Origin of the sequence: Methyloceanibacter sp. (assembly GCF_035650995.1) — a bacterium.
In the GTDB taxonomy this organism is placed as follows: domain Bacteria; phylum Pseudomonadota; class Alphaproteobacteria; order Rhizobiales; family Methyloligellaceae; genus Methyloceanibacter.
The window spans coordinates 1-13,093 of record NZ_DASRGO010000048.1; the positions used below are offsets into that span (position 1 = coordinate 1).

General features: G+C 65.2%; 12 protein-coding genes and 1 pseudogene. 7 read left to right on the forward strand and 6 right to left on the reverse strand.

Annotation, left to right across the window (positions count from 1 at the left end; genetic code table 11):
* On the forward strand, positions 1-1,432 hold a 1,432-nt coding region (locus VFB18_RS04380; RefSeq protein ID WP_324971363.1), incomplete at its 5' end, for an adenylate/guanylate cyclase domain-containing protein.
* A gap of 5 nt (positions 1,433-1,437) precedes the next feature.
* Positions 1,438-1,845, forward strand: a complete 408-nt coding sequence (locus VFB18_RS04385; RefSeq protein ID WP_324971364.1) for a DUF3307 domain-containing protein — start codon at positions 1,438-1,440, stop codon at positions 1,843-1,845.
* On the opposite strand, the gene VFB18_RS04390 is transcribed toward VFB18_RS04385, so the two are convergent.
* From VFB18_RS04390 to cutA, 3 genes are all read right to left on the reverse strand, one after another.
* A complete protein-coding gene (locus tag VFB18_RS04390) occupies positions 1,842-4,064 on the reverse strand; it encodes a SulP family inorganic anion transporter (RefSeq protein ID WP_324971365.1) in 2,223 nt (740 codons plus the stop codon). The genes VFB18_RS04385 and VFB18_RS04390 overlap by 4 nt on opposite strands.
* A gap of 201 nt (positions 4,065-4,265) precedes the next feature.
* Positions 4,266-5,765 (reverse strand): glycerol kinase GlpK, encoded by a 1,500-nt coding sequence (glpK, locus tag VFB18_RS04395; protein ID WP_324971367.1) that lies wholly within the window; start codon positions 5,763-5,765, stop codon positions 4,266-4,268.
* Entirely contained in the window at positions 5,762-6,202 is a 441-nt protein-coding gene (cutA, locus tag VFB18_RS04400) for a divalent-cation tolerance protein CutA (protein ID WP_324971370.1), read from the reverse strand. The genes glpK and cutA overlap by 4 nt, the downstream gene beginning before the upstream one ends.
* Between cutA and VFB18_RS04405 the strand changes: the two genes are divergently transcribed.
* Positions 6,201-6,977, forward strand: a complete 777-nt coding sequence (locus VFB18_RS04405; protein ID WP_324971373.1) for an NAD kinase — start codon at positions 6,201-6,203, stop codon at positions 6,975-6,977. The two genes, cutA and VFB18_RS04405, sit on opposite strands and share 2 nt — an antisense overlap.
* An 8-nt stretch (positions 6,978-6,985) precedes the next feature.
* Here the strand turns inward: VFB18_RS04405 and VFB18_RS04410 are convergent, their stop codons facing one another.
* Entirely contained in the window at positions 6,986-7,558 is a 573-nt protein-coding gene (locus tag VFB18_RS04410) for a nitroreductase (RefSeq protein WP_324971375.1), read from the reverse strand.
* A gap of 191 nt (positions 7,559-7,749) precedes the next feature.
* Between VFB18_RS04410 and VFB18_RS04415 the strand changes: the two genes are divergently transcribed.
* Complete coding sequence (locus VFB18_RS04415) at positions 7,750-9,732, forward strand: hypothetical protein (protein ID WP_324971378.1); 1,983 nt, start codon at positions 7,750-7,752, stop codon at positions 9,730-9,732.
* 138 nt (positions 9,733-9,870) lie between these two features.
* Positions 9,871-10,038: a hypothetical protein gene (locus tag VFB18_RS04420; protein ID WP_324971380.1), complete on the forward strand. Its 168-nt coding sequence runs from the start codon at positions 9,871-9,873 to the stop codon at positions 10,036-10,038.
* Here the strand turns inward: VFB18_RS04420 and VFB18_RS04425 are convergent.
* Positions 10,000-10,320 (reverse strand): annotated as a pseudogene (locus tag VFB18_RS04425) (DUF488 family protein); the annotation flags it as partial. The gene VFB18_RS04420 and the pseudogene VFB18_RS04425 sit on opposite strands and share 39 nt — an antisense overlap.
* Positions 10,321-10,331: 11 nt before the next feature.
* Entirely contained in the window at positions 10,332-12,281 is a 1,950-nt protein-coding gene (gene thrS, locus VFB18_RS04430) for a threonine--tRNA ligase (RefSeq protein WP_324971383.1), read from the reverse strand.
* 155 nt (positions 12,282-12,436) lie between these two features.
* On the opposite strand from thrS, the gene VFB18_RS04435 reads away from it, so the two are divergent.
* On the forward strand, positions 12,437-12,715 hold the full coding sequence (locus VFB18_RS04435; protein ID WP_324971386.1) for a type II toxin-antitoxin system RelE/ParE family toxin: 279 nt from the start codon (positions 12,437-12,439) through the stop codon (positions 12,713-12,715).
* An 11-nt stretch (positions 12,716-12,726) separates the two neighbouring features.
* Positions 12,727-13,044 (forward strand): HigA family addiction module antitoxin, encoded by a 318-nt coding sequence (locus VFB18_RS04440; RefSeq protein ID WP_324971388.1) that lies wholly within the window; start codon positions 12,727-12,729, stop codon positions 13,042-13,044.
* Positions 13,045-13,093: the final 49 nt, after the last annotated feature.

The window sequence follows — 13,093 nt, forward strand, 5'->3', positions numbered from 1 at the left end:
GGTCAAGGTCGGCGACTACGAGGTTCCGACCGAGGCCAACGGCCAGATGTGGATGAAATTCACGCCGAGCTCGAAACAGCGCTACCTGCCCGCCTACAAGATCCTCGCCGGCGAGATCGCCAAGGACGAGATCGAGGGGCGTATCGTCATCATCGGCACGAGCGCGGCCGGCCTCCTCGACTTGAGGGCGACCCCGCTGCAAGCGTCGGTGCCCGGTGTCGAGCTGCATGCTCAGGCGCTCGAGCAGATCCTGCAAGGCACCTTCCTGCTGCGCCCGGATTTCGCCACTCCCGCCGAGCTGCTTTATATCCTCGTGCTCGGCACCGTCATCGCCATTCTGATCTATCGCCTCGGCGCGCTCGGCAGCGCCGTGGTCGGCGGCCTCGCCGTCGCCGCGGTGATCGGCATCTCGTGGTACGCCTTCGACCATCTCGGCTGGCTCGTCGATCCGATCTATCCCGCAGTATCGCTTACCGCCATCTACCTCGCCGGCACACTGTTCGTGTTCCTGCGCACCGAACGGGAGCGCAATCGCGTCCGCCACGCTTTCTCGCATTACATGGCCCCGGCCCTCGTCGAGCGTCTCGCCGACGATCCGTCGCGTCTCAGGCTCGGCGGCGAAACGCGGGACATGACGCTCCTCTTCAGCGACGTGCGCGGCTTCACCACCATCTCCGAAGGACTCGATGCCGAGGAGCTCACGCATTTCCTGAACAGCCTGTTCACGCCGCTCAGCAACATCATCCTCGAGGAGCAGGGCACCATCGACAAATTCATGGGCGACGCGGTGATGGCCTTCTGGAACGCGCCGCTCGACGACACTGCCCACCCGAGCCATGCTTGCAGCGCCGCGCTTCGCATGATGAACGAGATGAAGCTCCTCAACGCGCGCTGGCGCGAGGAGGCCGAGGCCAAAGGGCGCGCCTTCAAGCCGGTCAAGCTCGGCATCGGTCTCAATACCGGGCTCTGCTGCGTCGGCAATCTGGGCTCGGAGACGCGCTTCGACTATTCGGTGATCGGCGACAACGTGAACGTGGCTTCGCGCCTCGAGGGCCAGTCGAAGACATACGACGTCGGCACCGTGGTCGGCGAGACTACCACCGCGCGCGCCCCCGACTTCGCCTTCATCGAGCTCGACCTCCTTAAGGTGAAAGGCAAGACCGAAGCGACCCGCATCTTCGCCCTTCTCGGCGACCAGGCCTTGAAGCAGTCGGAGGGTTTCATCCAGCTATCGCGGAAGCACGCCGAGTTCCTCGAGCGCTATCGCGCGCAGGACTGGAACGAAGCCGAAGCACTCGCCGCCGAGTGCGAGAAACTGAACAGCGTCAATCTGAACCATCTCTACGCGCTCTATCGCGAGCGCATCGCCTATTTCCGCGTGAACCCCCCGCCGCCCCGTTGGGACGGCACGGCAGAGGCTCTATCGAAGTAGCGCCGATGCCCCATCTCGCGCTTCTCATCCTCGCAGCCGTCGCCGTGCTCATGTTCAAGCACATGGTGGCCGACTTCTACTTGCAGACGCCCTATCAGTATCTGAACAAAGGCACTTACGGCCATCCCGGAGGCTTCATCCATGCCGGCATCCACGTGGCGCTGACCCCGCTCGTCTATCTCGTGCTGGCGCCGGGCTCTCTGCTCCTTGCCGGCGCCATCGCGCTCGGCGAGTTCGCGATCCACTATCACATCGACTGGTTCAAGGAGCGCGTCACCCATCGCCACTCCTGGACGGCGCGCGACCGCGGCTTCTGGTTCGCGCTCGGCGCCGATCAGTTCGTGCACGGGCTGACCTATCTTGCGCTGGTTGCGGTGTTGCTGAGCGCGGCCACGGCTGCTTCGGCCGGCTAGATCAGCGCCGAGATTTCGCGGTTGGCGAATTCGAGCCGGTCCGACAGAAGCCTGATGATGAGCTTGTGCAGAGCGGCGGCGGCTTCCGGGTCTTCGGCCTGCATCCTGTCGAACGCCTCGCGCCTCAGCCGATAGACCACCGTCGGCACTTCGGCGATCACGCTCGCCGTGCGCGGCACATGACGGTAGAAGCCCATCTCTCCCACCACTGTGTGCCCGACCATGCGCCGCAAGCGAATCGGACGTCCGTGCTCGTCGATGATGGTGACGGCGACGCAGCCCGAAGCTTGCAGCACGACCGAATCCGACGGCTCGCCCTGGCGGAACAGGAAGGCGCCTTTGTCCAGCTCCTCGCGCTCCATGAAGCGGGCGATGCGGGCGAAATCGAGCTGGCCGCCGAATTCCTTGCCGAGCCACGACTCGAAGCTGTGCACCGAGGCGTCGCCCACCTCGTGATAAAGGAGGAGCATGTCTTCGCACCACTCGACCGCTTCGTTGCGGCTTGCGAAGCGCTGATGCGGCCGGTCGCTCGCGAAGAAGCCCGCCTTGTCGAAGCTCTGCTGCATGTCCTCGCTGAGACCCGAGAAGGCGAGCGTGACGTCGTGCTCCTCGCAAAAATTGCGAAGCTTGACCAGGCTTAAGACGGCCGAAGTGTCGAGGCCCGACACGGCGCCGAAGTCGAGCACGACGTAGCCGACCGGCTTGTCGCGCTGCTCTTCGATCACCCGCTTGATGCGCTCGAACAGGCCGTTCGAGGAGCCGAAGAAGATGAAGCCCGAGAGCCAGAACACATGCACCCGCCGGCCCTCCTCGCGGAGCAGACGCGTCTGCTCCGGCGATCGCTCGACGTTGCTCGAGAAGTCGTGACGGGTCAGATGGCGTCTGATCACGCCGATGCGGCTGTAGCTCAAGGCAAAGGTAAGACAGGCGCCGATCACCCCGAGCAGCACGCCCATGAAATAGCCGAAATTGATGATGACGAGCGTCATCACCCCGGTGAGCGCCCAGTCGAGCCACGAGCTCTTCGCCGGCGCCGCCCACAGCTCGACGATGATCATCACGCCGAGATAAGCGAGCATTCCGGCGAGGATCGCCTTCGGCACCACGCTGCCGACGTCGACGCCCGAGAACAGAATGATGGCGCACACGATGCCGACGATCGCGCCCGACCAGCGCGTGGTGGCGCCCGACTCGTCGAGCAGGATGCAAGCGTTCATCGACAGAGATCCGCCGAATCCGCCGAAGGCGGCGGCAAGCAGATTGGCAAGACCGTTGGAGCGGAATTCCTGGTCGAGATCGGCGGTCTTCTGCCGCGCCACTTCTAGGCTCGACACGTCGAGCAGAAGCGCGATGGCCATGACACCGCAGAAGGACCCGATTTCGGCGCTCGACTGCGCGATCACGCTCCAGTCGACGGGTTGCATCAGGATGGCGTTGACCGGAAGCCAAAGGCGCAACTCGCCGAGGCTCGGCAGAAACCACTCCTCGCGGAGTGTTCCGGGGCCGACGAAGCCGAACAGGACCACGTCCATCACCGTGAGAAAGCCGAAGAAGGCGAGCGGCAGGGCGAGATAGCTCGGCACGAAGCGGCCGAGGATCGGAATGGCCGCGGCGAACAGCGCCCCCAGCAGGATCTGTGGCCCGTACGCCTCGGAGTAAAGCACCTCCCAGCTCAACGGCTGGAGCGTGAGGTTGGTCTGGGTGATGACCTCCATGCCGCCGGTGATGAGCAGGATGCCCGAGGCGGCAAGAAAGCCCGCGATCACCGGGTAGGGAATGAATCGCAGCCACTGGCCGAGCTTGAGCGCGCCGGTGCCGTAGAGCAGGATGCCGGTGAGCAGCGTGCTGACCGTGAGCGCGACCAGCACGTTGAGAACCATGGCGTCGGTGCTCGCGCCCTTGGCCTGAAGCGCGGTGGCGATCGAGGAGGCGAGCACGCTCATGACCGCGACGGCGGGCGAGTCGGGACCGCCAACGACCGGGGAGAAGGTCGAGGTGACGGCGATCACGATGCAGGTGACGACGGCGCCCATAATGAGGCCGGCGAGACCGAGCGGAAAGCCGCTGGCGAGGTCGCCGGTGAAGATGAGGGCGGCGAAGGAGATGCAATAAGCGACCTGGACGACGGCCGAGATCGCGCCCGCCACGGCATCGCGCCCCAGGGTCGGCATGTCGAGATTGCTGGGGCGCCTGAGCGCCAAATTTTCGAACGACAACAAGGGCGTTACGCCGAGGCGTTGGCAGGGGACGCTTGCCCGATCATGGCGTCCGCAACGCGCAATAGCAAGCCGGAGCTGGAAGGGAAGGCTAATCTCCCAACGCGATTCAAACGGTATGACGGTGCAACGTCCTCGAGCCGTCTCGCGGTCCCGCCATCCTGCCTCATCGGCTCGTCAAGATGCGTCTCAGCCAATGACGCCTCACCGGCTTTGCCGGCTCCTCACCCGCGCCACCGCCTCGAGCCAGCCGCCGTAACGGGCCTCGCGCTCGGCTTCGCCCATGATCGGCTCGAAACGCGCGCCAGGCCGCCACGCCGATTCGAGCTCGGCGTCGTCGCCGTAAAGGCCGATAGCCTGACCCGCGTGATAGGCGGCGCCGAGCGCCGTCGTCTCGGGATAGAGCGCGACCTCGACGCGCTCGCCGAGGATGTCGGCAAGCCGCTGCATGAACCAGGCGTTGCTCGTCATGCCGCCATCGGTGCGGAGCACGGGCGCGACCGGAATGGTGCCCTCCGCCATATCGCGGCGCATGGCCGAGAGAAGATCGCGCGTCTGGAAGGCGACAGCCTCGAGCCCGGCGGCGACGAGATCGGCCTTTGATGCGGCAAGCGTGAGCCCGAGCACGGCGCCTCTCGCCTCGGCATCCCAGAACGGGGCGCCCAACCCCTGGAACGCCGGCACGAGGTAGACGCCGGATTTCGGATTGGCCGCCACAGCGAGCGCCTCGCTCTCGCGCGCGCTCCCGATCAGGCCGAGAGCATCCCTCAGCCACTGCACCGTGCTTCCCGCCATGAAGATCGCGCCTTCGAGCGCGTAGCTCCGCACGCCCGCAAGCTGATGGAACACGGTCGAGAGCATGCGCGTGGCCGATGTGACCTTCTCCCTGCCGGTATTTGCCAGCACGAAGCAGCCCGTGCCGTAGGTCGCTTTCAGCATGCCCGGCCTGAAGCAAGCCTGGCCGTAAGCTGCGGCCTGCTGATCTCCCGCAACCGCTCTGATCTGCAGGCCCGCGCCGAAATACTCAGGCAGCGTCGCGCCATAATCGCCTTGCGTGTCGCGGATTTCGGGGAGCATAGCCCTCGGCACGCCGAGCCGGTCGAGCAGCCGTTCGTCCCAGCGCCCCGACCTGATGTCGTAGAGCATGGTGCGGGCGGCGTTCGAAGCATCGGTCGCGTGCAGGCCCCCGGTTAGCCTGAACACGAGAAAACTGTCGATCGTTCCGAAGCACGCCTCGCCTCGGGTCGCGCGAGCCTCCAATCCGGGTACATGCCGCAACAGATATGCGAGCTTGGTCGCCGAGAAATAGGGATCGATGATGAGCCCCGTCGCCTCCGCGACATGAGCGCCCCATCCTTCGTCGCGCAACTCGGCGCAGAGGTCGGCTGTGCGGCGGTCCTGCCAAACGATGGCATTGGCGAGAGGCCGCCCGGTCGCCCGCTCCCACACGACCGTCGTCTCGCGCTGATTGGTGATGCCGACCGCGGCGACGGCATCGGCGCCTACCCCGGCGAGTACCTCCCGCCCGGTCTCGATCACCGAGCGCAGGATCTCCTCCGGATCGTGCTCGACCGATCCCGGCGCCGGATAGATCTGATTGAGCTCCCTTTGCGCGACGGCGCACGGCTTCGCCTCGTCGTCGAACAGGATGGCGCGCGTGCTCGTGGTTCCCTGATCGATGGCGAGCACGTAGCGCCCGCTCATCGCGCGCCCGAGCCCTTCGTCTCGCTCACGATCCAGCCGCAATATTCGGCGCTTCCGCCCTCGATCGGCAGAACGAGCAGCGCCGGCAGCTCGTAAGGGTGCAGCCGCTTGGTCTCGGCAAGCACGGCCTCGACCAGGCCAGAGCGCGTCTTGATGATCATGGCGACCTCGCTTGCCTCCTCGCGCGCCCCCTTCCACTCGAAGATCGAGATCATGCCGGGGAACATGTTGACGCAGGCGGCGAGTCTTGCCGCGACCAGCGCCCCGCCCACGCGCTTGGCGTCGTCGAGCGTAGGCAAGGTGGTATAGATCAGGACAATTCGGTCCTCGTTCGCCATCGATTCACCATGGCTCGCGCCGATTGAGGGCTTGCATTGGGCCCGCACGGTCGCGTTTATACTGCCCGCTCCTTGAGCAAGCTCCAAGCGCATCGGCATGGTCAAGTCCAACTTCGACAAAATCGCCTTCGTCGCCAGCGACACCGAGGAGGCGCAGGAAGCGCGCATCGCGCTGATCAAGCGCTACGGCAACGTCGCGCCCGAAAGGGCCGACGCCATCGTTGCGCTCGGCGGCGACGGGCTGATGCTTCAAACGATGCACGCCCATCTCAACAGCCGCATCCCGATCTACGGCATGAACCGGGGCTCGGTCGGCTTTCTCCTCAACGACTATCGCGAGGACGGCCTCAAGGAGCGGCTGAAACACGCCGAGGTCACCGTGATCCACCCCTTGCGCATGACAGCGCACGAGGCGAAGGGCGTGACGCACAAGGCGCTCGCCATCAACGAGGTATCGTTGTTTCGCCAGATCTATCAGGCCGCCAAGCTCAGGATCGCAGTCGACGGCACCGTGCGCCTCGCCGAGCTGATCTGCGACGGCGTGCTGGTCTCGACCCCTGCCGGCTCGACCGCCTACAATCTTTCCGCGCACGGCCCGATCCTGCCGATCAACGCCGGGCTGCTGGCGCTCACCCCGATCAGCCCGTTCCGCCCGCGCCGCTGGCGCGGCGCTCTCCTGCCAAACGACGCCAAGGTCACGATCGAGGTGCTCGAGCACGACAAGCGGCCGGTGAGCGCCACTGCCGACCACACCGAGTTCCGCAACGTGGTGAAGGTTGAGGTGATGGAGGAGAGCAAGATCGACATCTTCATGATGTTCGACCCCGGCCACACGCTTGCCGAGCGCATCCTCGCCGAACAGTTCGGCTTCTGACGGTGGGCCTAAGGGCGCCAGGGCGCAACGACGTCCGAGAGCTTGGGCCGCTCGCGCTCCTCGGGCTTCTCCTTGGCCGTGCCGACATAGACGAAGCCTGCAACGCGCTCGTTCTCGGCGAGACGAAGGGCTTTGCGCACGCCCTCGCTGTAGCCGTACCACTCCGTGATCCATTGCGCGCCGTAGCCGAGGGCGGCCGCGGCGAGGATCAAGTTCTGGCAGGCGGCGCCCGCAGAGAGCACCTGCTCCCATTCGGGCGCCGCCGGGTTCTTGACGACGCGTGAAATCACCGCAATGACCACGGGTGCGCGCAGGAAGCGCTTGCGCTCGGTCTCGAGGCGAAAGGCGCCAGGATCCTTCTCCTCGGCGGCGCACACTTCGGCGAGCACCGTGCCGAACGCCGCCCTCGCCTCCCCCTGAAACAGAAGGAAACGCCACGGCACGAGCTTCTTGTGGTCGGGCACGCGGGAGGCCGCGCGCAGCATGAGCTCGAGCTCGTCGTCGCTCGGACCGGGCTCGGTCAGGCTGTTGGCCGAAACCGAGCGACGAGTAAGCAGAAGATCGAGAATGGGGTTTGTCATGAAGTCGGTTGTACAGGCCAAAAGGTCGCGTTCCCTATCGCGAAAGCAGGAGCCAAACAATGGGCCTGATGCCAGCCCTCGCCGCCGGCCGACCTCCCCAAATTCGGCCTTAATCTCAAAAGAATTTCGCTCAATCATGTCTGCCGGAAAACGGTATAACAGCGCGCGGCAAGACGATCGGAGCAGACGCCATGCGGGGGGAACGCTGCGCGAAGCTTAGGCTTGCGCTCCTGCCGGCCGCTCTTCTCGGAGCGGGCGCCGCCGCTCTTGCCAAAGACGCACCACCGCCCACGGCGGCTCCCGCCCATGCTCCGGCCATCGTCGTCCTCGACGCCTCGAGCAGCATGAACGATAAGGTCGGCGGGACGAGCAAGATCGCGACCGTCCGCACCGAGCTCGGCAAGGCCATCGGCGTCTACGGCGAGAAGCTTTCGTTCGGTCTCGTCGCCTTCGGCCACCGCAAGGCCTCGAACTGCGCCGACAGCGAGGTGCTGGCGAAGCCGGGGGAACTGACCCCCGAGACGCAAGCAAAGATGCTCGGCGCCATCAAGCCGAAGGGCGCTTCTCCTGTCGCTGCCGCGCTTTCCGACGCAGCCAAGGGGGTGCAAGGGACCGACGCCAGGCTCGATGTGGTGCTGATCGCCGACGGCGGCGACAGTTGCGACGCCGATATCTGCGCGACCGCCTCCTCGCTAAAGGAGAAGACGAAAGGCTTGCGCATCCATGTGCTCGGCTTCGATGACAAGGAAGACAGCGTGAAGCCGCTTGCTTGCGTTGCGGCCGTCACCGGCGGCACATTTGTCGCGGCGACGACCCCGGATGAGTTCAAGCAGGGCCTTGCCACCATCCTCGATGCTGCATCGGGCGAACCGTCTCCGCAACCGACCGTGGCAACTGAGGCTGCCGGCGAGGGCGAAGCGAGTGGCGGCAATGATGCCGGGCAGGCCGCGGCACCCCCGACCGCGCCGAATGTGAGCGACGCACCGGTGCCGGCGCGCGTCCGCACCGTCACCATTCCCCCGCCCGTTATCGAGCCGGAGGCTTCGGGCGACAGCGGGTCGACGGCGGCAAAATCGTCCGCTCAAGCCGCGCCCGCCCCGCCAAGCGGCGAGACGGCGGTGAACAAGTCGGTGCCGGCCCCAGGACAGTCGCTCCTGCTCGCCCAGCCCGCGGCAAAACCGAAGCCCCCCGCCCCCGAGATCAAGCTCCCGGTCCCGGTGACCTTCAAGGCGCTCGTGACCGAGCAGGGGCCCAAGCTCGACTCGGGCCTCGTGTGGCGTGTCTACGCCGCCGCACCCTCTCCCGACGGCACGCGCAAGCTCATCGCCACCCATCGCGAGGCGATGCCGACGGCGGCGCTTCTGCCCGGCGAGTATCTCGTCAACGCGGCCTACGGCCTTTCCAACCTCACCAAGAAGATCACCGTGGAAAGCGGCAAGTCCATCGAGGAGACCTTCGTGCTCAACACCGGGGCGCTCAAGCTCGCGGCCACGCTGCCGAGCGGCGAGCCGGTGCCCGAAGGCAACATCCACTTCGACATCTACTCGGACGAGGAAGATCAGTTCGGCAACCGTCGCCGGATCCTCGCCAACGCCAAGCCGGGCGTTGTCATCCGCCTCAATGCCGGCGCCTACCACGTCGTGAGCGTCTATGGCGACGCCAATGCGAGCGTGAAGTGCGACGTGACGGTCGAGCCCGGCAAGCTCACCGAGGCGACCATCAAGCAGACCGGAGCGAAGGTCACCTTCAAGCTGGTGCAGACGCTCGGCGGCGAGGCGCTCGCCGACACCAAATGGAAGATCCTCACGTCGGCGGGCGACGTGGTGAAGGAGAACGTGGGCGCGCTCCCGACCCACATCCTTGCCAACGGCAGCTATGCCGTGGTCGCCGATCACGGTGGGCTCAATTACACGCGAAAATTCTCCATAGAATCGAGCGAGCCGAAGCAGATCGAAGTCGTGGTCGAGGACGGCCCGACGACGCCGGAAGCGTTGAAGCAGCTGCTCGATCCCCCGCCGCCCCCACCGCCCTCCCCGCCTGCGGGCGCGGTCGCCGGCGACGGCACAGCGCCGCCCGGCAATACCGGCCTCGGCTTCGGCGGGTTCTCGAGCGGTCCGGCTGATCCCAACGCGCCCCTGATCAATCCCGGCGCGCTGCTCCGCCCCGCCCGCTGAGCGGCTTATCGCGCTCCGCGTAGGCGACCTTTCGCGCCCGCCGCGATAGGCCTCAGCCAGACGCTCGTCGCGCACGGCGAACAAAAGCCCATTTTCGCTGAACCCTGCGAGATCGAGCAACTTCGCCTCGATGTTGGCTTGGGCGACGACCTCTCCCGAGGCAAGGATGTGCCCGACATCGGCGCCGCTGCGGCTCAAAGCGCGTCCGATGAGAAGGCACCGATGACAATCGAGCGGATCGGCCTCGGCGCACATCACGGCAATGCGCCCGTTGTTCGACTCCTGGAGGAGCCGCGCGATGCCTGACGCAAACGGAGGCTGCTCGGCCATCTTCTCGTAATCGGCAATGCCGTCGGTGAACAGCTCCGAACGCTCTGGCCGCCCGCCGAGCTCCTTGCCGAGAAAAAGATAACGGATCCCTCGCTCGGCAAGCGAAGCGGCGAGACGATCCTTGTTGAAATGCGGCACGAAACGCGACACCGGCGCCGAGCGCACATCGGCGACCGCTGTCACCTGAGCGTCCTCAAGCAGCGCAATGAAGCGCGCGAGCGGGTGGTTCGAATGCCCGATGGTGAGGATCGGGTACACGATCGTGCTAGCTAGGCCGCCTTGGCCTTTTTGGTCTCGCGCAGATCGGGCGGCACCGCCTCGTCGGCGAGGGAGGCTAAGGCCTCATCGAGGCCCATCACCTCCTGCTTCTGCGAGCCGAGCCTGCGCACCGACACTGTCTTCTCCTCGGCCTCGCGCTTGCCGACCACGAGCAGCACCGGCACCTTGGCGAGCGAATGCTCGCGCACCTTGTAGTTGATCTTCTCGTTGCGCAGATCGGCCTCCACGCGGAATCCCGCCGTCTTCAGCCGCTCCAGAACCTCGCCGGCATAGTCATCGGCGTCCGACACGATGGTCGCGACCACGACTTGCGTCGGCGCAAGCCAGAGCGGCAAATGCCCGGCGTAGTGCTCGATGAGGATGCCGGTGAAACGCTCGAGCGAGCCGAACATGGCGCGGTGGATCATCACCGGCACGCGCTTCTCGCCGTCCGGCGCGATATAGAAGGCGCCGAGCCTCCCCGGCAGGTTGAAATCGACCTGCGTCGTTCCGCACTGCCAATCGCGGCCGATCGCGTCCCGCAGCACATATTCGAGCTTGGGCCCGTAGAAGGCGCCTTCCCCCGGATTGAGCTCGTAGCTGAGGCCCGCCGCCTCGACGGCGCGTTTTAGCGCGGCCTCCGCCTTGTCCCACACCGCATCCGAGCCGACCCGCTTCGCCGGTCGGTCGGAGAACTTGATGCGCACATCGGTGAAGCCGAAATCGCGGTAGATCGACAGCATCTGCTCGTTGAGCTTGACGCATTCCTCGGTGATCTGGTCCTCGGTCACGAAGATATGCGCATCGTCCTGGGTGAAATGGCGCACGCGCAACAGTCCGTGCAGCGCGCCCGACGGCTCGTAGCGATGCACCTTGCCGAACTCGGCGATGCGCAAAGGAAGGTCGCGATAGCTCTTGAGCCCGTGCTTGAAGATCTGCACGTGGCCGGGGCAGTTCATCGGCTTGCAGCAGAAGATGCGCTCGTCCGGCGTCTCGGTGACGTACATGTTCTCGCCGAACTTCTCCCAATGGCCCGACTGCTCCCATAGCGTGCGCTCCATCATGTCGGGCGAATTGACCTCGACATAGCCCCAGGCGTTCTGGCGCCGGCGCATGTAGCCGATCAGCGCCGTAAACAGCGCCCAGCCCTTGGGATGCCAGAACACGGCGCCCGGGGCCTCCTCCTGGAAGTGGAACAGGTCCATCTCGCGCCCCAGGCGCCGATGGTCGCGCTTCTCGGCCTCTTCGAGCTGGTTGAGATAGGCCTTGAGATCCTCCTCGGTCGCCCACGCCGTGCCGTAGATGCGCTGGAGCATCGGCTTCGACGAATCCCCGCGCCAATAGGCCCCAGCGATCTTGGTGAGCTTGAAGCCCTTGCCGATCTTGCCCGTCGAGGTCATGTGCGGCCCGCGGCAGAGGTCGAGCCACTCACCTTGGCTGTAGAGCTTGACCTCCTCGCCTTCGGGGATCGCATCGATCAGCTCGAGCTTGAAGGTCTCGCCCTTCTTCTTGAACAGCGCCTTGGCCTTCTCGCGCGACACCACTTCGCACGTAAATGGCCGGTCGCGGGCGATGATCTCGGCCATCTTCGCCTCGATCCGCGGCAGATCGTCGGGCGTGAACGGCTCTTTCCGCGCGAAGTCGTAATAGAAGCCGTTCTCGATCACCGGCCCGATCGTGACCTGGGTGCCGGGATAAAGCTCCTGCACGGCCTCGGCCATCACATGCGCCGCGTCGTGGCGGATCAGATCGAGCGCCTCCTTGTCCTCGCGCGTGAGGATGCGGATCTTGGCGTTGTCCTTGATCGGCTCGGCGAGGTCGCGCGTCTTGCCGTCAAGCTGCACCGCGACGGCCTTCTTGGCCAGCGATTTGGAAATCTGCTCGGCGATCTCGCGCCCGGTAATGCCTTGCTTGAAGGCGCGGGCCGAACCGTCAGGAAATGTCAGGGAGATTTGCGACATCTGGTCTCTCCTCTCACTCCTGCGTACCAGCGCAGGTAAGGGGTGGTTGAAGGCGCGCACCTTGTAGCGGCATTTCTGGTCAAGGTCCAGTCCTCAACCGCTCGCGCATGTAAGGTAATACTAGACGTCTGTAATTCAATACCTTACACTTAGGCATGATCGCTTCGTTCCGGAACAAAGCCCTGAAGCGGTACTGGGAAAGAAGCGAAACGAAGCGGCTGCCGCCAGCTTCGGCCGAGCGGATCAGATCGATACTTGATCGATTGAATGCGGCTACCGCGCCGGCCGATCTGGATTTGCCGGGTTTCGGCTTTCACCCGCTGAAAGGAAAACGCAAAGGCCAGTTCGCAGTGATCGTCACGCGCAATTGGCGCATTACCTTTGGCTGGGACGATGGCGATGCCGTCGATGTCGATCTTGAGGACTATCACTGAGGTTGGAACCAATGTCGAAGCCTAGGACCTATCCCAAGCGTGATTCAAATCGCTGCCCGGTCCATCCAGGAGCGATCTTGCGGGAAATCGTCGTGCCCGAGCTCGGGATGAGCAAGACCGAATTGGCGAAGGCGCTCAAGATGTCGCGTCAGCAGTTCCACGCGATCCTCCGCGAGCGGCAGCCGGTCACGCCGGAGACGGCCGTCAAGCTTCAGGCGGCATTCGGCGGGACGGCCCAATCGTGGCTCAATATGCAGTCTGCCTATGACCTATGGCACGCCGAGCGCCGCATCGACGTATCCGACATCCCACCCATGCGCGCCGCCTAGGAGCACCTCTGTCGAGGAACGCGCCACCGCCCGTAGCGCCAGGGCGCGA